This is a genomic window from Ferdinandcohnia salidurans, from assembly GCF_042680725.1.
Classification (GTDB): Bacteria; Bacillota; Bacilli; order Bacillales; family Bacillaceae_L; genus Ferdinandcohnia; species Ferdinandcohnia salidurans.
This window is the reverse complement of record NZ_JBHUEK010000017.1, coordinates 18,006-38,649: the sequence shown is the minus strand read 5'-3', so window position 1 is coordinate 38,649 and position 20,644 is coordinate 18,006. Positions and strand designations below refer to the sequence as shown.

The 20,644-nt window shown below is 35.3% G+C and carries 25 protein-coding genes; 19 read left to right on the top strand and 6 right to left on the bottom strand.

Annotation, left to right across the window (positions count from 1 at the left end; all coding sequences use genetic code 11):
- Positions 1-27 precede the first annotated feature (27 nt).
- The 4 genes from ACFSFW_RS10625 (at position 28) to ACFSFW_RS10610 (ending at position 2,418) form a co-directional block, all read left to right on the top strand.
- Positions 28-369 (top strand): DUF1428 family protein, encoded by a 342-nt coding sequence (locus ACFSFW_RS10625; RefSeq protein WP_388037916.1) that lies wholly within the window; start codon positions 28-30, stop codon positions 367-369.
- A 150-nt stretch (positions 370-519) separates the two neighbouring features.
- On the top strand, positions 520-1,455 hold the full coding sequence (locus ACFSFW_RS10620) for an NADP-dependent oxidoreductase (protein ID WP_388037913.1): 936 nt from the start codon (positions 520-522) through the stop codon (positions 1,453-1,455).
- A 242-nt stretch (positions 1,456-1,697) separates the two neighbouring features.
- The gene (locus tag ACFSFW_RS10615; RefSeq protein ID WP_388037910.1) at positions 1,698-2,012 is read left to right on the top strand and encodes a YrdB family protein; all 315 of its coding nucleotides are present in this window, start codon (positions 1,698-1,700) and stop codon (positions 2,010-2,012) included.
- 214 nt (positions 2,013-2,226) lie between these two features.
- Positions 2,227-2,418 (top strand): hypothetical protein, encoded by a 192-nt coding sequence (locus ACFSFW_RS10610; RefSeq protein WP_099364190.1) that lies wholly within the window; start codon positions 2,227-2,229, stop codon positions 2,416-2,418.
- A gap of 106 nt (positions 2,419-2,524) precedes the next feature.
- On the opposite strand, the gene ACFSFW_RS10605 is transcribed toward ACFSFW_RS10610, so the two are convergent.
- Positions 2,525-3,280, bottom strand: a complete 756-nt coding sequence (locus tag ACFSFW_RS10605; RefSeq protein WP_388037906.1) for a SurA N-terminal domain-containing protein — start codon at positions 3,278-3,280, stop codon at positions 2,525-2,527.
- A gap of 310 nt (positions 3,281-3,590) precedes the next feature.
- Here ACFSFW_RS10605 and ACFSFW_RS10600 point away from each other — a divergent pair, with 310 nt between their 5' ends.
- The 5 genes from ACFSFW_RS10600 to ACFSFW_RS10580 all read left to right on the top strand — a co-directional run bounded on the left by ACFSFW_RS10600 (position 3,591) and on the right by ACFSFW_RS10580 (position 6,411).
- Positions 3,591-3,926 (top strand): hypothetical protein, encoded by a 336-nt coding sequence (locus tag ACFSFW_RS10600; protein WP_388037903.1) that lies wholly within the window; start codon positions 3,591-3,593, stop codon positions 3,924-3,926.
- Positions 3,927-3,997: 71 nt separating this feature from the next.
- Positions 3,998-4,606, top strand: coding sequence for a hydrolase (locus ACFSFW_RS10595; RefSeq protein ID WP_388037901.1), 609 nt, complete (start codon positions 3,998-4,000; stop codon positions 4,604-4,606).
- 126 nt (positions 4,607-4,732) lie between these two features.
- Complete coding sequence (locus ACFSFW_RS10590; protein ID WP_388037898.1) at positions 4,733-5,242, top strand: hypothetical protein; 510 nt, start codon at positions 4,733-4,735, stop codon at positions 5,240-5,242.
- 50 nt (positions 5,243-5,292) lie between these two features.
- A complete protein-coding gene (locus tag ACFSFW_RS10585; RefSeq protein ID WP_388037896.1) occupies positions 5,293-5,790 on the top strand; it encodes a GNAT family N-acetyltransferase in 498 nt (165 codons plus the stop codon).
- A 111-nt stretch (positions 5,791-5,901) separates the two neighbouring features.
- Positions 5,902-6,411: a GNAT family N-acetyltransferase gene (locus ACFSFW_RS10580; RefSeq protein WP_388037893.1), complete on the top strand. Its 510-nt coding sequence runs from the start codon at positions 5,902-5,904 to the stop codon at positions 6,409-6,411.
- A gap of 590 nt (positions 6,412-7,001) precedes the next feature.
- On the opposite strand, the gene ACFSFW_RS10575 is transcribed toward ACFSFW_RS10580, so the two are convergent.
- Complete coding sequence (locus ACFSFW_RS10575) at positions 7,002-8,699, bottom strand: M3 family oligoendopeptidase (RefSeq protein WP_388037891.1); 1,698 nt, start codon at positions 8,697-8,699, stop codon at positions 7,002-7,004.
- A gap of 282 nt (positions 8,700-8,981) precedes the next feature.
- On the opposite strand from ACFSFW_RS10575, the gene ACFSFW_RS10570 reads away from it, so the two are divergent.
- Positions 8,982-9,359, top strand: a complete 378-nt coding sequence (locus tag ACFSFW_RS10570) for a hypothetical protein (protein WP_388037888.1) — start codon at positions 8,982-8,984, stop codon at positions 9,357-9,359.
- Between the two features lie 134 nt (positions 9,360-9,493).
- Here the strand turns inward: ACFSFW_RS10570 and bla are convergent, their stop codons facing one another.
- Positions 9,494-10,429: a class A beta-lactamase gene (gene bla / locus ACFSFW_RS10565; RefSeq protein WP_388037885.1), complete on the bottom strand. Its 936-nt coding sequence runs from the start codon at positions 10,427-10,429 to the stop codon at positions 9,494-9,496.
- Between the two features lie 335 nt (positions 10,430-10,764).
- On the opposite strand from bla, the gene ACFSFW_RS10560 reads away from it, so the two are divergent.
- The 5 genes from ACFSFW_RS10560 to ACFSFW_RS10540 all read left to right on the top strand — a co-directional run bounded on the left by ACFSFW_RS10560 (position 10,765) and on the right by ACFSFW_RS10540 (position 15,368).
- Entirely contained in the window at positions 10,765-12,531 is a 1,767-nt protein-coding gene (locus tag ACFSFW_RS10560; protein WP_388037883.1) for a BlaR1 family beta-lactam sensor/signal transducer, read from the top strand.
- Between the two features lie 61 nt (positions 12,532-12,592).
- Positions 12,593-12,982, top strand: a complete 390-nt coding sequence (gene blaI, locus ACFSFW_RS10555) for a penicillinase repressor BlaI (protein WP_388037880.1) — start codon at positions 12,593-12,595, stop codon at positions 12,980-12,982.
- 153 nt (positions 12,983-13,135) lie between these two features.
- On the top strand, positions 13,136-13,663 hold the full coding sequence (locus ACFSFW_RS10550; RefSeq protein ID WP_388037878.1) for a sigma-70 family RNA polymerase sigma factor: 528 nt from the start codon (positions 13,136-13,138) through the stop codon (positions 13,661-13,663).
- Positions 13,653-14,642, top strand: coding sequence for an LCP family protein (locus tag ACFSFW_RS10545; RefSeq protein ID WP_388037875.1), 990 nt, complete (start codon positions 13,653-13,655; stop codon positions 14,640-14,642). The genes ACFSFW_RS10550 and ACFSFW_RS10545 overlap by 11 nt, the downstream gene beginning before the upstream one ends.
- A gap of 150 nt (positions 14,643-14,792) precedes the next feature.
- On the top strand, positions 14,793-15,368 hold the full coding sequence (locus ACFSFW_RS10540) for a hypothetical protein (protein ID WP_388037872.1): 576 nt from the start codon (positions 14,793-14,795) through the stop codon (positions 15,366-15,368).
- Between the two features lie 30 nt (positions 15,369-15,398).
- Here the strand turns inward: ACFSFW_RS10540 and ACFSFW_RS10535 are convergent, their stop codons facing one another.
- Together ACFSFW_RS10535 and ACFSFW_RS10530 are read right to left on the bottom strand one after the other, a co-directional pair.
- Positions 15,399-15,734 (bottom strand): L,D-transpeptidase, encoded by a 336-nt coding sequence (locus tag ACFSFW_RS10535; protein WP_388037870.1) that lies wholly within the window; start codon positions 15,732-15,734, stop codon positions 15,399-15,401.
- 163 nt (positions 15,735-15,897) lie between these two features.
- The gene (locus tag ACFSFW_RS10530; RefSeq protein WP_388037867.1) at positions 15,898-16,068 is read right to left on the bottom strand and encodes an imidazoleglycerol-phosphate dehydratase; all 171 of its coding nucleotides are present in this window, start codon (positions 16,066-16,068) and stop codon (positions 15,898-15,900) included.
- 336 nt (positions 16,069-16,404) lie between these two features.
- On the opposite strand from ACFSFW_RS10530, the gene ACFSFW_RS10525 reads away from it, so the two are divergent.
- Both ACFSFW_RS10525 and ACFSFW_RS10520 read left to right on the top strand, forming a co-directional pair.
- Positions 16,405-16,920 carry a CBO0543 family protein gene (locus tag ACFSFW_RS10525; RefSeq protein WP_388037865.1) on the top strand — a complete coding sequence of 172 codons (516 nt, stop codon included), beginning with the start codon at positions 16,405-16,407 and terminating at the stop codon, positions 16,918-16,920.
- Between the two features lie 83 nt (positions 16,921-17,003).
- Complete coding sequence (locus ACFSFW_RS10520; RefSeq protein WP_388037862.1) at positions 17,004-17,711, top strand: HAD family hydrolase; 708 nt, start codon at positions 17,004-17,006, stop codon at positions 17,709-17,711.
- 64 nt (positions 17,712-17,775) lie between these two features.
- Here the strand turns inward: ACFSFW_RS10520 and ACFSFW_RS10515 are convergent, their stop codons facing one another.
- Positions 17,776-19,164, bottom strand: a complete 1,389-nt coding sequence (locus ACFSFW_RS10515) for a hypothetical protein (protein WP_388037860.1) — start codon at positions 19,162-19,164, stop codon at positions 17,776-17,778.
- A 310-nt stretch (positions 19,165-19,474) separates the two neighbouring features.
- Between ACFSFW_RS10515 and ACFSFW_RS10510 the strand changes: the two genes are divergently transcribed.
- Together ACFSFW_RS10510 and ACFSFW_RS10505 are read left to right on the top strand one after the other, a co-directional pair.
- Positions 19,475-19,885, top strand: a complete 411-nt coding sequence (locus ACFSFW_RS10510) for a YhfM domain-containing protein (RefSeq protein WP_388037857.1) — start codon at positions 19,475-19,477, stop codon at positions 19,883-19,885.
- 241 nt (positions 19,886-20,126) lie between these two features.
- Positions 20,127-20,543 (top strand): YciI family protein, encoded by a 417-nt coding sequence (locus ACFSFW_RS10505; RefSeq protein WP_388037854.1) that lies wholly within the window; start codon positions 20,127-20,129, stop codon positions 20,541-20,543.
- Positions 20,544-20,644 lie beyond the last annotated feature (101 nt).

Genomic DNA, 20,644 nt, shown 5'->3' with positions numbered 1-20,644 from the left:
ATACTTAGGAATCTCGTGACTTTAGTCATGAGAGGTTCAAACCCAGTCCTGAAACATAAAAAGGATAGATTTATAGAGATTAACAAAATGGCAGCTCTTATTTATAAGGAATATGGTGCTATTGAAGATGAGACGTTCCAGAGCACTTTTATTGATGCTATCTATGGTTGTAAAGGGATGGAGGCATCGGTAGAATTGCATGAAAATGAAACGTTGATGTGCTCAGTTTCTACATTTAACAATAAACATCATCACGATATGGTTATGGAAAAAGTTGATTCGGATATGCGAATTGAAGAATTATATAATGAAATGATTCAAGTTATTGATATGAGCCGAGTTGTTCGTGGTGAATTTGAGAAGGTTTAATATAAATAAAAATATTTTTCTTACAAAGGAAGGAGCCGCGGCACCTCTTTTTATAAATCTTAATTTATCAGACTCTGAAGGGAAGGAATGACTTCGCAGGAAGAAACAAATACTAAGCTTAAATACATTTTGTAAAAGGGAGTGCTACTCATGCGTGCGATTATCATAAATGAATATGGTAGTAAAGATGTGTTAGTAGAGCAGGAGCTACCGAAACCAGAAATAAAACCAAACCAAGTACTTGTTGAGGTGTATGCAACCTCCATTAATCCAATTGATTGGAAGCTTCGTGCGGGGTATCTGAAGGGAATGCTTGATTGGGCATTCCCTATTATTCTTGGCTGGGATGTGGCTGGTAAGATAGTTGAAGTTGGAGATGAAGTGAAGGATTTTCAGGTTGGGGATGAAGTTTTTGCACGACCGGATACAACCCCAAGAGGTACATATGCGGAATATACAGTTGTGGATGAAGAATTGCTTGCCAAAAAGCCTAGTAACTTAACATTTGAAGAGGCTGCCTCTATTCCATTAGCAGGGCTAACCGCTTGGCAGTGTTTAGTGGATAAAACAAAAGTCAAGCAAGGAGATAAAGTGCTCATACACTCTGGAGCTGGTGGTGTAGGTAGTTTGGCCATTCAAATGGCAAAACATCTTGGTGCCTATGTTGCTACAACAGCGAGTGAGAAAAATGAAGCATATGTAAAAAATCTAGGTGCAGATGAATTCATTAATTACCGTGCACAACAATTTGAAGAAGAATTAAGTAATTATGATGTGGTCATTGATACAATGGGTGGCGATATTTTAACTAAAAGCTTCAAAATATTAAAACCTGGTGGCAGATTAGTAACGATTGCCGGACAACCCGATCCAGCCTTAATAGAAAAGCATCAAGTAACGGCAAGCTCTTATTGGTTAACGCCAAATGGTAAACAACTAGGTGAATTAGGCGAATTACTTGAGAAAGGAATACTTAAACCTCAAGTGGGTAGTGTATTTGGTTTTTCAGCAGAAGAGCTACAAAAAGCACATGAGTTAAGTGAAACCAATCATGCCAAAGGGAAAATTGTAATTAAAGTTAAATAATTGGTGGACAGTACAAGCTCTTTCATTAGAAAAAGAATATTTAACTTTCAGGTGCGTTGATCCAACAAGGATTAATGCACTTTTTTGTAGAAGTAATTATACTAAAGAAGCAGTTTAGCTGAAGAATAAAAAACACAAATTTATTTTTGGGAGAATCTTAAAGTTACTTAATAAATTTCATATAATGTGTTAAGGTTTGCTGCTTAGAATAGTATTTGAAGGAAAGAGAAAAGAGGAAAATGATGACACTCTTAATAATGGCAATTAGGTTTGTTTGGGAAATTCTAGCTCTAATCATTTTCGGTTTTTGGGGATTTCATCATGGGAAATTTCTCGGGGCCATTGGAATACCCTTAGTGGTGGTAGTTATTTGGGCTATGTTGGGATCACCAGGTGCACCATATAAACTTCAAGGATTTTATGGTATTATTTTGGAATTGTTTTTATTTTTAGCTGCAAGCTACACGCTGTATAAACTAGGGCATACACAATTAGCCTTAACATATTGCATTGTAGCCATAGGAACCTCTTTTCTCATTCATTATATGAAAATATAACTTACAAAAAAGCTATTGAAGTTTTACCTACTTACAAAACTAGAAAAATTAATAGAAGCTATAGTGGTCTTCAACAATGGGAGTGAATTACTTTAATAAAACGCTGTATCCAACAAAAGGGGCAGATGAGTGAAGAAGGATTATATTGAGTAGTTGAAGAAAATAAGTTAGTAGATCGCTTAGGTGATTAGTTTAAGAAGTGAGGGTAAATATAATGAATTTACGCATTGAACAGTATGTTGCTATTCTACTATTAATATCATTTGGATCGTTCTTTATTCTGGCATCATTGATTGGAGGAACAAATGAGCCATATCGAGATTTATTACTTACATTTGCGGTGGTTCACTTTGTTATGTGGAAGCTAATAACTATAAGTAAGAACGAAGAGAAAAAAGACAAATAAATTAATGGAGCAATTTGCGAATAAAAAAGAAGATGAACACTACATGTTTGTAGTAGAGTTCATCTTCTTCTTCGTCTAAAGGGGTATAGTTTTTGTGTGTAACATCTTAGATCTTAATATCGATCTTTGCATTTTTCTTTAACTCTTCTACATGCTGAGCGAGTTTTTCTTGCTGTTTTTGCTGTTGAAGAGATTGTTCGATTTGCGGTTTTACTTCTTCAAGCTTTGGAATTTCTTGTCCAGTAGTCTTGCCTTGTTCCGCATATTGATCATATGTGTTTTGAATTTCTTCATCGGTTATTTCACCAGCAGGAATTTCTTTCTCAACGTATTGATTAAGTTTAAGCCCGTCAGCTATTTGAGTTTCAAGAGTTTTCATATCCATGCCGGATTTTTTAAGAGCGGATTCGAATTCTTCTTCTGTTTTAAATTGTTTTTTCACTTCGTCCAGCCGCTTCTTAATATCTGCCTCTGAAACTTTATAGCTTTTTTTATCTGCCTCTTGAAGAAGAAGCGTTTGTCCCACTAAGCTGTCAATGGTTTGATTTTTCACTTGCTCTGCCGCTTCTTTAGAAGTCGGATCTTGTCCCATTTGCTGCATTTTTCCTTGTATAGATGATAATATGCCATTATAGTCGCTTCCTAAAATTTTTGTTTCATTAACGATGGCAACCGTTTTCTTTTCATCTATCTGCTGTGCTTCTAATTTCTTTTGCATTTCTTCCATTTGCTGTTGCTGATCAGTTTCCTCTGTTTTTGGTTTATCATTATTTTCATCAACTTTACTTTCTTCATTTCCTCCACATGCTGCTAAAACAACAGCCATTAGACCAGTTACGAGTGTAAACATCATTTTTTTCATAGTCAAACTCCTTCCTAAAGCAACAAGTATAATTTTTTTACTAAAAAAATCATCTTGTCCGCCATTATAAAGTTAATCGTACGAAAAAGAAACCTATGTACCCTTTTTTAATATTTAATACAAGATTGAAACATTTGGTAATGAATCATTAAATCCTGTAATAAAAAAATTTTTGAAGGGAGTAAATGTAAAGCTTCTTATAGGGGATTCCTGTATATACGGGTGTCCTTGTAAGTTTTAATGGGATTCTTAAATAGCATGGTGTAAAATGTAATTAATGGTAATTTTTTTAAATATAAGGTTGTGAATTATGAAGAAAAAACGAATCATTTACTTTACTCTTGCTATTATTCTATTTTTTCTAGTTCTACCATTATCAAAACCCTCACCAGAGACTTTTAATAAGTGGTTAGCGAATAAATACGATACAGAGTGTGTTGGAGATAATTGTCTGTACGAAAATTCGAAGGAAAAAGTCGTTCATAGAACGATAGATGATTATTTTTTCATAAATAAGATGGGCGTTATCCTTGAAGATGATGCAGGTACGAGAACATTAATTGAAGGTATAGGGATACTTGGAACTTTTCTTCCATTTACATTCAACCCAGGTTATAGTCCGGTAGTAGATATTTACAAATATTAAATCGATAACGAGGTAGGAGTTAAGATTATCCTTAAAGAACCTAAAAGTATAGCAAAAAGGGGGGGATTAAATTGGGCTCGAGAATAATGCACCTGGTTATTGCGAATAGAATTGCAGATGAGCTATCGATAAAAGATAAATCATCATTTCTATTAGGGGGCATTGCAGCGGATGCAGTTTCATCTAAAGACTTATCTCATTTTTACAAAGGCGATGTAAAAGACTATTCTCGGTATATTGACTACAAAGAATTCATACATAAATATAGCTCAAATATAGATTCCCACTTTATTCAGGGATACTATACTCACTTAATTGCTGATGATATTTGGCTAAAAGGCTTCTATTTACCATGGTTAAAAAACAGAATGGAGGCAGATAAGAGCATATTCAATCGGTATCACAACGATTTTCGATTACTAAATGGAAAATTATTAGATTACTATGGCTATACTCAACAATTAAGTGCTGCAATTAGTCAAAATGGTACTATCATCGAAACGGAAGAGGTAAAATCCGACGACATCAAAAAACTTGTTTCCTATGTAATTGGTGATATGGATTATGGTAGGGAAGAACTTGAGCAGCCGCTAACAGTGTTTACACTTGAACAGATTATTGGTTATATTGAGACTTCCGTTGATAAGGGTTTAATTTGCATTAAATCTTTAAATAGTTAAGATTGCTTATAGTTGAACTATCATTTGTGCAACGCTCATCCTCTAAGGATACCGTTCTATCACAAAAAAGGCAGGATCTTTGTCTTTTCTGCTACTTAAATACCGATATTAAAAAGGGGGATAAATTTGAAAAAAACCAAGTTTTTTCTTGGGGTAATTGCGTTATTAATGGTACTTTTAACAGGTTGTTCAAGCGATTTTGGAAAGGTGATTGTAAGTGAAAAGAACGAGCCTTCGGACATAAATGAGATTGGGAGCAGACCCAATGAATCCCCAAATATAAAATCTTTGGTTTATAGAGTCACTAGTGAAACACAGTTAAAAAAGGCTTGGGATTACTTTAATATGGAAGAGAAACTCCCTAAAGTAGAATTCGATCGTTATGATTATTATTTTGTAAGTATATCAGAATCAGGAACCTGTCCTTTTAAATTAAAAGACACAACCGTAAATGATTATAAAACAGAAATAAATTTTTATTTTAAAGGTAAGGGTGGTAACTGTACTGCTGATGCAACTCCTAAAACCTTTGTCATTGAAGTAGATAATACCACCGCAAAAGGTTTAGAAAGTGCTTCAATTATCTATCTTACTGGAAACAGTGAGTTAAGAACCACAGAAAAGATAAGGGAATAACCTTCTAGACAATCGGGACAGATAGTTTAAGTAGAGTAGGGGGAATAATGATGGAAATTAAAGTACTCGAACCCAAAGATGCAGTTATTTATAGAGAAATAAGATTAGACTCATTAAAAGCAAACCCTGAAGCATTTAGTTCCAGTTATGAAGAGGAAAAGGAATATCCTCTTGAAAGTTTTAAAACCCGATTGAATTTTGAACATATCTTTACGTTTGGAGCTTTTGTTGAAAACAAACTTGTCGGGGTTGTAACTTTACTTTTAGAAACAAAAATCAAAACCAAACATAGAGCAAACATTGTTGCTATGTATGTGTATCCAGAGAATCGTAAATCTGGAATTGCTAAACAATTAATGACTGCAGCTATTACAAAAGCTCAAGAAATAAAAGAGATTGAACAAGTTTATTTAACAGTAACTTCAAGTAATGAACCTGCAAAAAATCTATATCAATCTTTAGGATTTAAAACCTATGGGATTGATAAAAACGGATTAAGAGTTGATGATAAATACTTTGACGATGAACTAATGGTTTTAGTTTTATAATTCTAATTCAACTAATGCTAAGTGTTCATAAAAATCAATGCACATCATGATATGATTTATCTATGAAAATCATCAATAATAACAAAATAACAAGTCACCAAGGAGAACCACATGCTAACGATTTTACAAGAAGAACAATTTGAAAACCTTTATCAATTATTTGAAGATTCTTTCCCTAGTGATGAATATAGGCCTTACCAAATGCAACGGTCTTTACTTTCTCATCCTCATTATAAAATATATGTTTATGAAAAAGAGCATGAGCTTGCTGCTTTTTTTGCCACATGGGAAGGACCTGATTTTATCTTCCTGGAGCATTTTGCCGTTAAATCAAGCTTTCGCAATGGTGGCTTAGGCTCGAAACTACTCCAAGCATTTCTCGAGCAACAAGAAAAGCCTGTCGTGATTGAAATCGAACCACCAGAGGGGGAAATCGAAAAACGACGAGTTGGTTTTTATGAACGAAATGGCTTTAGCCTTAGTAAGAGGGGTTATATTCAACCAGCACTTGCAGAAGGGCAAAGCCCCGTTTCACTTGTATTAATGTCTTACCCAAAGCCATTACAAGAACAAGCATATCAATCTTTTAAAAACTGGGTATTTAAACACGTCTACTCCTAATATTGGATTTTTTGTTCGCAGTGGTTTACATATAAGGATTATTACACTAAAGGGTGCGATGATCCAAGAAGGATTACGCACCTTTTAGTTGAAGTTATTAAACTCTCGATGCAGATTAATAGAATACATTTTGGAGAAATTGGAAGGTGAGGACGAAACGATGGTATTTATGCTTTTATTTGTCATACCGTTATTAGGAGTTTTGTGGTTTATTAATTTTACTACTTTTTTAAAGAATTTAAAGCATGGAAAAAGTACTCATAGACAAGATGTATTAGGACCAGTCTTAACATTTATTTTTATCTTTGCTCTCATGTATTGCTTTCTTGGAGCCCTCTAAACCAACGACCAAAAAGGAATTAGCTTAATGCATCGTGTTGATACATAGGAGATCAAGAAATGGGTGGAATGCGGAGATGGAAGGACTTATCGTAGTCGGTGTGTTCATTTTTACCATAAAATAAGAATCGCTCGATAAGCGGGGAAACCTTTGCCGAGTAAAGTGAAAAGGCACTACTAGTAATCACACTAGTAGTGCCTTCTTGCAAACAAAGCTTCGATTGGCCCTATATGACCAGTCCTCGAACTCTTTATTGAATCTCTTGAATGACTTTTTCTAGGAATTCACCCATTCGTTTAACAGCTGGCTCTGAAAAATCAAAATTGACCCCAGTTTCTTTATAAATAGCTGCGATGGATTGATTGTAATCCGCACTTGCTCCTTTTTTAAAGGCTTCGACAGCTTGCTCAGGGTTTTTCTGATAATTCTCAAGTAATTCTAGAGCACCAAGCATCGAGATAGAGTATTCAATATTATAGAAAGGAACTTCAAAATAATGAAGGGTGCCTATCCAACTCATCCCAATTTCTTTCTCTAGACCAGAAGTATCGACAGGGTTTAAACCATAACGTTTTGCGATTTCAAAGTACTTTTCGTCACGCTCTTTGGCAGTATGGTTAGGATTTGTATACATCCAATGCTGGAAGAGGTCCCCTGATAGTGGTCCATATAACATTGTGAATGCTCGTCTTAACTCTTCACGCTGTGCGCTATGAAAATCCTCCTCCTCTGGATAAAACTGATCTAGTTTATCTAATAAAAGCAATTCCATCCCATGAGAATACAGTTCAGCTACTTCCATACGGTGCTGGTAGTCTTCTGTAGGTCCATGTTCAGAAAATTGGAGGTATCCATTCACCGCATGGCCCATTTCATGAATTAATGCAATTAGTGAGAAAAAGGATGGACTAAAGTTCGCAAAAACAAAGGTATCTCCTGAAACAGGCAAGGAGGTACAGAAACCACCTGGACTTTTTCCTTTTCGATCTCCAAGATCTAATAACCCATTTTCTCTCATATAATCGAAACGTTCTGAAAAATAGGGATCTGTCTTTCCTAACATTTCAGAAACACCATCCATAAGCGTAGACACCTCAGCGTATGGTGGCTTTTTCATCAATTTAGCAGTGTTGTCCCAAGGGCGGTATGTATCAACACCAAGCTTAGACTTAAACACATCGGCGAGTCGATTCCAAGCTGGGATAATATGTTTTTCTACATTTTCATGAAAGTCATAACAATCTTGGACACTATACTCACGATTTTTGGCCACAAACATATAATCACGATAATTCTCAAAGCCTGCATTTAACGCGATTTGATGGCGAAGTTGAATGAGTTCGTCCATGATAGCATCCATATCCGGCTTAATTTGACCAAAGGCAGAACCTATTTTGTAATAAGCTTTTTCTCGCACGCCTCTGTCAAGATTATCAAGTTGAGATTGGATAAACGGAAAAGGCTTTTCTTCTCCTTCCCATTCAACCGTTAACCCTCCCATAATTTCGCTATACTTTGTACAGAGTTCTTGTTCTCTAACCATCAATGGGATGTTTTCTTCTCTGAACAGTTTCACTTTGGACTCACGAACTTGTCGCATCAAGCCGTAGCGTTTTTCATCTAATTGATTAAAATAAGGAGACTCACAGCATTTCTCATTTAGTTTTGCTTCATATTTCATTAAAAGTGGTTGAATGACTTGTTGGTCGTGAAGATAGGTCGACTTAATTTCTGGATCCTCTGTATTCCTGTAAAAGTCAACTTGGTGACCTGTCATCGCCTCCGCGATCTTAATCATTAAATTCTTTTCCTCTTGTAACCATTTTTCAAGGTCAGAAACGGAATTGATTGAAACATCTAGTAAACTTTGAAATTGAGCTTCTATCAATTCTACATCTTTTAAATCAATTAATTCTTTATAGTAATTTTGACCTACATCTTTTGTCATGGATAATTCACCTTCCTTTTTTATCTCTATCATTATATTATCGAATCTTAGTACTTAAATCTAGTTTTTTCCAAAAGGGTGGAGCGGGTATTTCTCAAGCTTCCCTTTTTGTGTTCACTAAATCCTCTTCAGTGGATGTGGGAAGGTGTATCCACCTGTAGTTTTTCTAAGAACTTTACACTTTCAATGGAGTTAACTACTGAAGCAGGAATGAGAAAAAAAGTTATACATAAATATAAGTATTGGCGGAAATTTGAAGTTATTATTTTGGAGAGTGATATCGTGTTAACAGCATGGATTGGAAGTATTGCTTTTCTGGCAGTGGCTATTTTGTACGTATTATTAGCTTTAGGGTTGCCTTATGGAGATCTTGCAATGGGCGGGAAATATAAAATTATGCCGAAGCAAATGCGAGTCGCTTGTCTCATTTCCGTTCTTATTCAGTTGGTTGCAGTCATGTTTATATTACATGTTGGAAATGTAATTTCGATAAGCTTAATAGCACCCATTGCAAAAGGAGTCTGTTATTTTTTTGCATTCTATTTAATCCTAAATACGGTCATGAATGCTTTATCCAAGAGTAAAAAGGAGAGGCTTATCATGACACCATTATCTTTTATTACGGCGCTATGTTTTTTGATAACGGCGTGGAATGGATAATAGATAATCAATTTATTATAAATTATTAGCAAACGAAAAGACATTGAATAACCAATGCCTTTTTTACTATGTTGGTTTCTATTTTGAGGAGCAACCAGTTTTGTAGACTAGTTACTCCATTGGATTCATTATATTTAATTTAGAGCATTTATTACAATTTTCGCAGCCTCAGCAAGTAGTGCATCGTCATAAGCTGCGTCCTCCGTAGTTCGGTCAGATAGAATAGCGATGATAATTGGATCACGTTCAGGTGGCCAAACAATGGCAATATCATTTCGTGTTCCGTAAGTTGCTGCCCCACTTTTATCACCGACGACCCAGCCCTCAGGTACACCAGCACGGATTAGGGTATCTCCAGTAGCGTTACCAACTAGCCAATCGGTCATGATTGCTCGCTTTTCTGAAGGAAGAACGTCACTAACCACGAATGCCTGTAGACTTGTGGCTAGTGCTTTCGGTGTACTTGTGTCACGCGAGTCTCCAGGGGTTGTGAAGTTCAAATCTGGTTCAAAACGATCAGATTCTGTAACCTTATCGTCAATCTCTCTTAGCGCTGCTTCAAAGCCTCCAGGACCTCCGATTTCATTGAAAAGTAAGTTCCCAGCAGTATTGTCGCTGTAACGGATAGCAGCCTCGGCAATTTCTTTCAATGACATTCCTGTATCTACGTGTTTCTCTGTAACTGGTGAATAAGTAACTAAATCATCTTTTGTGTAAGTGATAATTTCGTCAAGTTCGTTTATCGATTTCTGTTGAAGCATTACTCCTGCAGCAAGTGACTTGTAAGTGGAAGCGAAAGCAAACCTCTCATCTGCTCGGAAAACAATACTCTCTTCTGTTTCAGTATCAATTGCATAAACCCCGAGGCGGGCGTCGAACTGACTTTCAAGTTGTCTGAACGCCTCGTCTGTAGTAGTTACTTCCTCCTTAGTGGATTCAGATTTGGTTGGGGATGCAGGTGAAGTGGCTGCACGCGTGCAACCAGCCAGCATGATTAATATAAGTAATGATAGAAATAAAGCTCCTTTACGTTTATGTAGTGGGATTAATGTATTCGTTAGTTTCTTCAAAATAACAACCTCTTTTCTTAAAAATGATAAATCTAAACATATTTAAACTCGTACAATATCGAATAGACCTCCACCTTTCCATGATTAAGATTACACGTGTAATACAATACTACATTTGTAATCCGAAGCGGTCAACCCATTTTTAAAAAGAATCAAAATTCCCAAGAAGTAGAATATTTATCTAGAAGGAGTAGATTGATAAACTACAATTGACGTGATATCATTTGAATATTACAGTTGTAATTCTAGGAAGCGGGATAAATTATGAAAGTTAATTGTGGATTTTCCCCTTTAGGTAGAAAGCAGCAGGGTAGAGGTAAGGAGATGAGAATAAGATGTTTTTTACATACTTTATCATCTGTTTAATCGTATCTTCATTAACGATTACCGGCATCTTGCTGGTGCGGAGTATATTTAAAAAACAATTATCTGCAAAAGGGCAATATTATATATGGTTTTTATTGTTGATTGCATTGATACTGCCTTTTATTCCGGTTCAATTATTACCTATTGAATTTTCCAATATTGCTTTGGAGGTCGACCAGGGTGACGGTACGATCCCTTCGTTTAAAATTACCGAGGAAGTTCAAAACTCGAATTGGAAACAGGAATATTCAGTATCTGTAAATCGTGCTAACCTTGAATATCTCAATATCATGACAGCCAGCATATGGATCGCGGGGATGCTTGTCATGACGGCTTTGGCAGTAAAAGCATGGCTTGAGGTAAGGAAGATTAAGAGAACAACATACTCACTGAAAAATAAGGACGTACAGTTTTTGTTTGAACAGTGCAAAAAACAGTTGGGTATATCGGGACATGTAGTGGTAGGAGAATCACGGAATGTCAAATCCCCGATGACATTTGGCCTTTTTAGAAATTATGTTGTATTGCCTGCCAATTTTGACGAATGGCTGTCTTTGGATGAAACCAAATATATATTTTTGCATGAGCTAAATCACTATAAATCGAAAGATATCGCAACGAATTACCTGATTGTTATTTTACAAATCATTTACTGGTTCAATCCACTTGTTTGGGTTGCGTTTCGAAAAATGAGATTAGATCGTGAAATTGCTTGTGATCATGCGGTGTTAAGTTCCTTAGATGAGAAGTGTCGTAAAGGATATGGGATAACAATCATCAATTTTATTGATAATGTTTCAAGTCAGAAAAACGTTAAGTTAGCCAATCAATTTAATGGTTCCAAAAAACAAATCAAAAGTCGCATCGAGCGTATTGCTTCCTATACAAAGGAATCAAAGCTTTTGAAGCTGAAAAGTACAGTGATTTTTACTATATTAGGAGTATTGGTTGCTAGTCAGGTTCCACTCATTTCTGCTATGGCTCAAGATAATAATCGTTATGATTTTAAATATGAAAAGGCTCTTTATATGGATTTAAGTAAGCATTTTACTGGCTATGATGGAAGCTTTGTCTTATATGATCAGCAGTCTGATCAATATCAAATATATAATAAAGACAAAAGCACCTTGAGAGTATCACCGAATTCTACTTACAAGATTTATAGTGCATTGTTTGGACTAGAGTCGAATCTGATATCTGATGAAAATTCTACGATAAAATGGGATGGCACCCAGTATCCCTTTGATTCTTGGAATTCAGAACAAAATGTAACGACGGCGATGAAAAATTCAGTGACCTGGTATTTTCAGGAGTTAGATAAAAGGAACCAGGCAGGGAATATCCAAACATTTCTTAAGCGAATCAATTATGGGAATGCTGACATGTCTGGGGGAATCAATCAATTTTGGCTAGAATCATCATTGGAAATTTCTCCATTGGAACAGGTCCAACTATTAAAAGATTTGTATACAAATCAGCTAGGGTTTGAGAAAAAAAACATCCAAACCGTTAAAGAGGCAATCAAACTCGAGGAAAAAAATGAGGAGATCCTTTCTGGTAAAACGGGTACAGGCAACGTCAATGGCAAGGAAATAAACGGGTGGTTTATCGGATATGTAGAGAAAGAGGAAAATACGTATTTCTTTGCAACCAATATACAGAATGAAAAAAATGCTACCGGAAAAAAGGCGGCAGAAATAACCTTATCCATTTTGCAAGACAAGGGAATCTATTAAGTAAAACTTGATTAAAAAGGTGTTAGAATCATCTTTTAACGACAAAAGGAGGTGGAACAGTGTGTCTAAAAAAATACCTACTATCTCGGAGTCTGAATGGGAAATTATGACGGTACTTTGGGAAAAGACGCCACTTACAGCGAACGAAGTGATTTCCATCCTACAAGAACGGACGGATTGGAAACCAAAAACCATACGTACCCTGCTGGATCGACTTGTCAAAAAAAATGTAGTGGGTGTGAACAAAGAAAAAAGGATTTATACCTTTTTCCCACTATATTCACAAGATGAATGCCAGCATGCGGAGGCGGAATCTTTTGTTAAACGAATTTATGGTGGGGCACTAAAGTCAATGTTGGTCCAGTTTATCCAGGAAGACTCATTATCAGAAGAGGATATAAAGGAATTACGTTCCATGTTGGATCCAAATAAGAAAAAACAAAACTATTAAGGAATGCCAAGCTATCGTGGCATTCTTTTTTAATTTGAGGCTTACCCTTCAAGCTTTATGAAATTTGTTAAATAAATGTTTTTAAAATTGAACCTAATATGATTTGATAATCGTCTAATAGCATTGAAGTAGGTTGATAGGGAGGGTAGTAGATTGGACAGAGAAGAAAAAGATATTATATTAGAAAAAATGATGATTGAATATGGTAATGAGTTAGTACGATTGGCATTTTCTTATGTGAAAGACCCAGAGATTGCTAAAGATATGGTGCAAAATACGTTTATAAAATGCTACAAAAGTCTGGATTCGTTTCGATACGATGCACAAATAAAAACCTGGCTTTATCGCATAACAATTAATGAATGTAAAGACTATTTAAAAAGTTGGAATTACAAAATGGTACAAGTTAGAAGTTTTATTAACGAAACCACAAGGTCAATATTACCATCACCAGAAAAAACAGTTATTGATAAATATAATAACGAAGAAATGAAAGAGAATATCTTTTCTCTTCCGAAAGTGTATCGGGAAGTGATTTACCTATATTACTATGAGTCTTTAAAAACCGATGAAATTTCAAGTGTTTTAGATATTTCTATTAATACAGTGAAGACTCGATTAAGAAGAGGGAAACAACGATTAGAGTCAGTGATAAGGGAGGCAGAATTTTATGGAAGATAAACGAGTAAAAGATAGATTTATGACTATGTCTGATCAAGAATTAAGATTTACGAAAAAAGACCGTAATGAAGTGTTTGAACAAATACATAAAATAGAGAATCACACAAAAAGATTAAATCTTGTTTCTATTACAAAACAACTCGCCATACCTACAGCTTCATTATTAGTGATCGGCTTGTGTATATTATTGTTTATTCCATCGATTTTTCAAGGAAACGTTACGAATGAAAACAAAGGAATACATGCAAGTGGAGTTGAATCTCAAGAAGACGAGTCTTTTACCACGCTATTTATGGTAAAAGATGAGAATAATAGAATACCAATTAACCTATTGCTTAGTTTTAATGAAGATAAAAAGATGATGAAAGTTCTATCTATCCCTCGTGATACTTATTCTCCGATAGTGGATAAGAAAAATGGAACTACTTCATATGATAAATTGACACATGCTTATATTTACGGTTCGGGTGGAGCTGAAAATGTACGAACAACAGTTTCTAAGCTATTTGATTTACCCATTGATTATTACGCTGTTATGGACCTAGAGACCTTTTCAACATTGATTGACTCAGTGAATGGTATCGATTACGACCTGCAAGAAGATATCGAAGTAAGAGCGTTGTCTAGAGTCTCGTTTGAATTCAAAAAGGGGAAGAATCGTTTGAATGGAGAAGAGGTTGTGGCATTAATGATGGCTGCCACAGTAGGAAGATTGAGTGAAGAAAACCAAGTAAACCTTATCCATGCAGTTATTAATCAAACGAAAAACGTAGTACCAGAAACACTATTAAAACAATCTACTACTAAAATAGAAGGGAATGCTCCTGTTGAACAAATAGTAGAGATGGAAATTGACTCGATACAATCGGTATCATTAACCGAAGGTATGATAAATGATAGGATAAATGGGGCATACTATATTAGATTTGAAAAAGACTTTTTACATTCTGTTTCAGAAGAGTTAACCACATTTAACTAGTTAAAATATAGTTTTAGAATGAAAGGAAGATTATTCTTAATAGGGAAGGTTTTAATATTAAGAACTAATACAAAAAACAAAAGGAAATCCTTGGTAATGGTAAAAAAACTTACATGAAGTATGTGTAAATAATAGATTGGAGCTCTTAGAATGGCAAAAAACAAAATTTTCACAGTGGCAACTTTAGTAGTTGTTTTATTAGTCGGAATCTCTGCTTGTAGCAAACCATCAGATGATGCTTCGTCAATCAATAAAGGTTCGGAATCTGATAATCTATCAAAAAGTATAAATGATTTGTCTACTGACAGTACAGAGAAGTCTCATAATAATAGCATTAATAATACGGAAAGTAGCGACTCTGGCGATAAAATAGAAGAAGAGAACCAATTACAGAAACCCAATAACCCTGATAATAATACATCAACCCAAAATCAGGCTAAAAAATCACAAAATACAGATGCTTCTCCATCAAATGATGTATCCAGCGAAAGAAAGCCTGTTATAGTCATTTCAAGTGGGGAAAAAGCGATCCAATATCTAAAACAACAACTTCCTGAGGGAAAAGATGAAGATGTTTCATTCGGTGTTGATGAAACACTTGCGACGGATGATCACGGTTCATACTATGCGGTACAACTCGTTTCCGTATCAACGCGTGTATCTGGCAAAACTGGAAACTTAGGTTATTATAAGGTGTATCAAGATGGTGTTTATAAGACCTTTTAGCATTGTACGAACGGGGTAGGATTAACAAGGTCATTTATGAATAACAACCGGAGTACCAACCTGAACTCTAGACGACAAATCTAGAACATCATGATTAAACATTCTAATACATCCATGTGAGACATTCTTACCAATTGAAGCAGGATTATTTGTTCCGTGTATACCGTAATGAGGTTTTGACAATCCCATCCATAGCACTCCAAATGGTCCTCCGGGATTATGTTGTTTATTAATAATCGTATATGTCCCAGCAGGTGTTGGTGACAATATCTTTCCAATTGCAACCGGGTAAGACTTTATCAGCCTGTTTCCATCAAAAAGTTTTAATTGATGCCTTAATGTAGATACGTTAATCCATTTCGCCATGAAGATCAACTCCACTTTTTGAATATTGTATGAAGTAACCCAGGCATTTGTTAATTAATAGAAAAAATTGAACAGATCACTTATGTTGACTCGTTAACTTCTAGTTAGTGGAATCCCCAAAATCATCTCAAGTAAAAAAGGAACCATCGTGGTTCCTTTGAAATTAATGATTATTTGGGTTTTTTAATTGAGATTTACTTCCACGATTGGAGTTATATTCAGTTCCTTTATTATTGTCCCCACTAGCCATATCTTGGCCAAATTCTGTATCTAATTTTCCACCGTTTTTCGCTGAATTTTGATTTTGACTACCTTTATTAACACGCTTTGTCATCATTTCCACCTCCATTTCAAATGCATTATTATCATGCCAAGCTTTGTATTTTTCATAACAAAAATATATGAATGTTTAAACAAGTGTCTTTTATAAAAAGTTCTTTTCGTAAAGGTTGTGGTTTTTAGAGGATTTAAAGGAGAAACTTGAGACTTTTCCAAGCATTGTATTACAAATTACCTCTAACTAATTTCTTTCCGTATAGCAAATGATGAAAAGATTTAATGAGAGCCAAATATGTCTTCAATTTAATGATTTTAGTTTTGAATAAAATTGATAAATGTATTTTACAATATATGGATAAAATAGTAATCAGTAAAATGTGGAGCTGATTACATGCATTTAATTTTCAATGGAATATTTCTTGGTGCGTCACTAAGATGGGGTGATTGGCGAAACTGGAGAAAGTACCATTCTACAATTTTGTTTTTATGGTTTGGCGATTTACTTTACAACGTTCTTTGTCATGACTATAGAATGTGGGAGTATAAAGAGAGTATATTTGCTGAAAATCTCCTTTCAAACCATACGATTATTTCTTTATTAATCATGTTTGTTGCCTACCCAGCAACAGTTTTGATATACCTAAGTAAATTCCCAAAGGGGACTTATAAAAGTATTAGTTGGATTCTATTCTGGGTAACTTTATATTCACTAATAGAATATATAAATTTACAATATTTAAATTTAGTTTCTCACCAAAATGGTTGGACAATTGGGTGGTCAGTCCTTTTTAATTTAATTCTTTTTCCAATGCTTAGGTTGCATTTCAAAAAACCAATCATAGCCTTACTAACCTCTATTCCCATAATATTATTTTTTGTTATTTATTTTAATGTTCCTATATTATAGATGAAGGGAGTAGTTTGATGGCTCTCTGTTTTCTCAAGATGATAAGTAAGTGATATCATCATAATATAAGGAGGGCTATGAGCATGGATACGATAATTTTTGATGTCGATGATACACTATATGATCAAGCACAATCTTTTCATAAAACGGTGAGGAAGCTTTTTCAAGAACCATTTACTAACGAAGAAATCGATCAATTATATAAAGCGAGTCGTAAGTATAGCGAGATTTTATTTGATCAAAGTGAAGCAGGTGAAATATCCCAATTTGAATGGCAAACCGGACGAATTATAGCTGCCTGTCAGGATTTTAACATCCCTATAGATACGGAAAAAGCGACTATTTTTCATGAAACGTATGTAACCGAACAAAAAAACATTACCTTGTTTCCGGAAGTCGAAGAACTACTAAATGTCCTTTTCAAAGAAGGAAAACAGCTTGGGATTCTTACAAATGGTGAAGAAAAACATCAAGCAATGAAAATTAAACAGCTCAACCTTAGTCGGTGGATTCCGGCTGAGATGACGTTTATTTCTGGTACGATTGGTCATGCAAAGCCGAAAAAAGAAGTATTTGATTTTATTGAACAGAAACTGGACCTTGACCAATCCAAAACCGTGTATATCGGGGATAATTTTGAAAAAGATATTATCGGAGCAAAACAAGCAGGCTGGCAAGCGATCTGGATGAATCATCGTAAGAAAGATTTACCGGCTGATGCTACCTATAAACCAGATAAAGAAGTACATAGTGCCAAGGAGTTATTAGAATTATTTAAGAAAAAGGCTTAGGGTAAGATTTTGGAGTTGAAGTAGCTAAAAAGAGTGTTGGCATAATATGTGCCAACACTCTTTATCATACATGTTCAAAATACATAGGATCCACATATTTACCTAATGGATAATATTCTCCCATGGCTTGAGGTGTAACGATTTCGTTTGTAGGAACATCCGTCGCCGTATAAGGCAGAAACTTCTGGGATATTTGATTATTTCTGTAAAATAGGAATAGAGGGATGAAAGGAAGTTGGCTAGCGTCAACCCATGTAAATCCATTTTCCGAGGTGACGGATGATGGACGCGGGGCTCCGAAGCTTATCACAAGATTTACATAACCCTCTTTATCTATAATTGTCTGATAATCTGAGATTGTATAGAGTCCCATGAGATTAATTGGTGATATAAAACTCATACTCCAATATTGCATATCTTCATTGCCCTTGATTCCGAAATTATGATACGTATCCGGAAATGTAGGCGCTTTCCAGCGAATAAACAACAATTTATCTGGGTCCTTGTCAATTAGATTGGATATGGTATAGACCGTATTTCCTTCAGGTTGAAGAAATGCTGGTGCAAATCTCTTCCAAGTTAAAGCGGAACTTTGACTAACGTCCATCTTTATGTTGTTTCGTTTACTATTATTGGAAACATACTTTAAATGAATATAGTCATCAAAAAACACCTGATTCAGTTCATCCTTATTATGCTGGTTTGTCTTATGTCGGTTATCTTTTTTTCCTGTAGAATAAGTGATATAAGGAAGATCGACACCTCCTGTCTTATCAAAGCCTAAACTCGGAACGTAAATTCTTAAGATAATCAACCCAAATCTATTTGGTTCCCCATTTTCTAAAGTTCCCGCATAAATCACATTATTACCCGCACCAGGAACAAAATGAGTAGATCCCTCTGGAGGGGCTGTAAAGCGGATTTTCAAGGTATAATTGCGGTTTGTTGCATCCCAATTAGCACCAGGCAAAAAAGGGTTCGTACTTCCTGGATCAGGAATTAACTCACTCCCCACTACAGAATCAACTAAACGATGAGATGGAATACTCGCTATATTATAGGTGAAATATCTTGCATAGGGATATCGCCCTCTGATCACAATTTCGGTTTTGGGATCAACCTCATATGGAAAAGTGTAGTAGCTGGCGTTTTGGTCCCCTAGGAAAAAATAAGTATTGCTTGGTTGATAAATCCAATTTTGATGTGGACCCGGACTTTGAACAGTAGGAGAGTTTTGGTAAGTTTGTCTAGGCGATGATTGCGGGCTTGTAACAATATTTCTATTAAACGGAGTTGGGATATAAGGATAGAATTGGTAAGTAGGATTTTGCAATAAAGGGAAGTTTGGACCAATCGTATGATTAGGTTGGAATGTATAAGAAGGATGGAAGTAATAATGTTGTGGTTGTGTCATAAAATTTGGACCAGTTTGTCTTAAATATAAACTTCTCACAATATTGTTCACTCCTCTCTTGTTATTTTTCATTAATGTATGCTGCATTTTTAAACATGTGTAAAATGACCATGTATTTTCTTCTTGTAATATGAGGGGAGTTTTACTTAAAGATTTAAACATTAGGTGTATCTGACATGGATAAAAGAAAGATTGTAAACTTAATAGATACGAAATTTCAAAGATGAAGGCTAGGGAACTTCTTATTCTTCAAGGCACTTTTCGTAAAGCTTGTAGTTTATCGATATTGAAGAGAAATTTGAAACTTTTTCCAGAGCCTTTCGTCTTATACTAAAAAGGGGAAAATGCCTTGAAGAAAATGATGTATGTAATAGCCTTTATAGGAGTAATTTCAATGTTTATAACAGGTTGTTCGAACCAAGAACAAAACATTGATGTTCAGAAACGTACTGGTGATGAAAATAATTATGAAGACTTCAAAATAATTACGAATAACGAACAAGTTCAAAGGGTCAGGAAGATAATCGATAATATTAATTGGGAAACAGCAAAGGTACAAATGGTACGTCCAGCCGATTACAGATTTGCATTTCAATTTAAAAATGAAGCAAAAGCCGTGTTGTATGAACTTTGGATAAGCCCAAATAAAGACAAAGTAGAACTATTAATAGACGCTGGTAAGTATGTTCAATTAGACAGGAATACGTCAGCAGAACTTTTTGAAGTTCTTACTGGCGAAAAATTATCTAACCAAAAATAGGTTTGTATAAGCACGAAGCAGTTTGAGTTATTGGAGTTTAATCGGAGTGAATTCTACCACAAATAGCGGTAAAGAAATAGCATCTCATGCCCATGTTTATTTTATAGATAATAAGGAAAAGATTTTTTGAGATTTTTTATTTTTTTGTCGATTTGATTTTTCTTGTTCGTTGTATTTATATAGAGGCCGAGTATGATGGTTTTCTAATAGGAACTTAACTTAAAAATAAGGAGGAAAATTTATGCTGTTTATGCTGATTGTCAAAGCCTCACAGAATTCAGAAGGTGGAAATCTCCCAAGTCCTGAGCTCAATGAAGCCATGAGTAAGTACAATGAGGAATTAGTTAAAGCAGGTGTGCGGGTTGCGGCTAAAGGACTTTATCCAAGTTCAAATGGAATCCGTATTTCATTTCCGAAACAAGGGGAAATGCCAGTGGTTACGGATGGCCCATTTACGGAAACGAAAGAAGTGATTGCTGGGTTCATTTTGATAGATGTGAAGTCGAGGGAAGAAGCCATCGAGTGGGCGATGAGGATGCCAGACCCACAGGGAAATGGGGAGGGGCAGATTGAATTGCGTCAAGTAATTGAGGACCCGGTAATGTTTGAGAAAGAAACAGCTAAATTACGCGAGAAATCAGAGAAAGAAAAACTATAGTGACAACCTATGAAACCCATCGTACCATTGAAGGAATCTTGAACGTCGAATCGGCCGATGTATTCTGGTGCCTGACCCTCAGTACGGTAATGCTTTACTGT

Excerpts from the sequence above, each read along its gene's own strand:
- ACFSFW_RS10620 (WP_388037913.1), top strand. The coding sequence starts at position 520 with ATGCGTGCGATTATCATAAATGAATATGGTAGTAAAGATGTGTTAGTA.
- ACFSFW_RS10575 (WP_388037891.1), bottom strand. The coding sequence starts at position 8,699 with ATGACAAAAGATGTAGGTCAAAATTACTATAAAGAATTAATTGATTTA.
- ACFSFW_RS10600 (WP_388037903.1), top strand. The coding sequence starts at position 3,591 with ATGAAGAAAAAACGAATCATTTACTTTACTCTTGCTATTATTCTATTT.
- ACFSFW_RS10505 (WP_388037854.1), top strand. The coding sequence starts at position 20,127 with ATGCTGTTTATGCTGATTGTCAAAGCCTCACAGAATTCAGAAGGTGGA.
- ACFSFW_RS10535 (WP_388037870.1), bottom strand. The coding sequence starts at position 15,734 with ATGGCGAAATGGATTAACGTATCTACATTAAGGCATCAATTAAAACTT.
- ACFSFW_RS10560 (WP_388037883.1), top strand. The coding sequence starts at position 10,765 with ATGTTTTTTACATACTTTATCATCTGTTTAATCGTATCTTCATTAACG.
- ACFSFW_RS10615 (WP_388037910.1), top strand. The coding sequence starts at position 1,698 with ATGACACTCTTAATAATGGCAATTAGGTTTGTTTGGGAAATTCTAGCT.
- ACFSFW_RS10580 (WP_388037893.1), top strand. The coding sequence starts at position 5,902 with ATGCTAACGATTTTACAAGAAGAACAATTTGAAAACCTTTATCAATTA.
- ACFSFW_RS10525 (WP_388037865.1), top strand. The coding sequence starts at position 16,405 with ATGCATTTAATTTTCAATGGAATATTTCTTGGTGCGTCACTAAGATGG.
- ACFSFW_RS10610 (WP_099364190.1), top strand. The coding sequence starts at position 2,227 with ATGAATTTACGCATTGAACAGTATGTTGCTATTCTACTATTAATATCA.
- ACFSFW_RS10530 (WP_388037867.1), bottom strand. The coding sequence starts at position 16,068 with ATGACAAAGCGTGTTAATAAAGGTAGTCAAAATCAAAATTCAGCGAAA.
- ACFSFW_RS10585 (WP_388037896.1), top strand. The coding sequence starts at position 5,293 with ATGGAAATTAAAGTACTCGAACCCAAAGATGCAGTTATTTATAGAGAA.
- ACFSFW_RS10540 (WP_388037872.1), top strand. The coding sequence starts at position 14,793 with ATGGCAAAAAACAAAATTTTCACAGTGGCAACTTTAGTAGTTGTTTTA.
- ACFSFW_RS10625 (WP_388037916.1), top strand. The coding sequence starts at position 28 with ATGAGAGGTTCAAACCCAGTCCTGAAACATAAAAAGGATAGATTTATA.
- ACFSFW_RS10605 (WP_388037906.1), bottom strand. The coding sequence starts at position 3,280 with ATGAAAAAAATGATGTTTACACTCGTAACTGGTCTAATGGCTGTTGTT.
- ACFSFW_RS10520 (WP_388037862.1), top strand. The coding sequence starts at position 17,004 with ATGGATACGATAATTTTTGATGTCGATGATACACTATATGATCAAGCA.
- ACFSFW_RS10545 (WP_388037875.1), top strand. The coding sequence starts at position 13,653 with ATGGAAGATAAACGAGTAAAAGATAGATTTATGACTATGTCTGATCAA.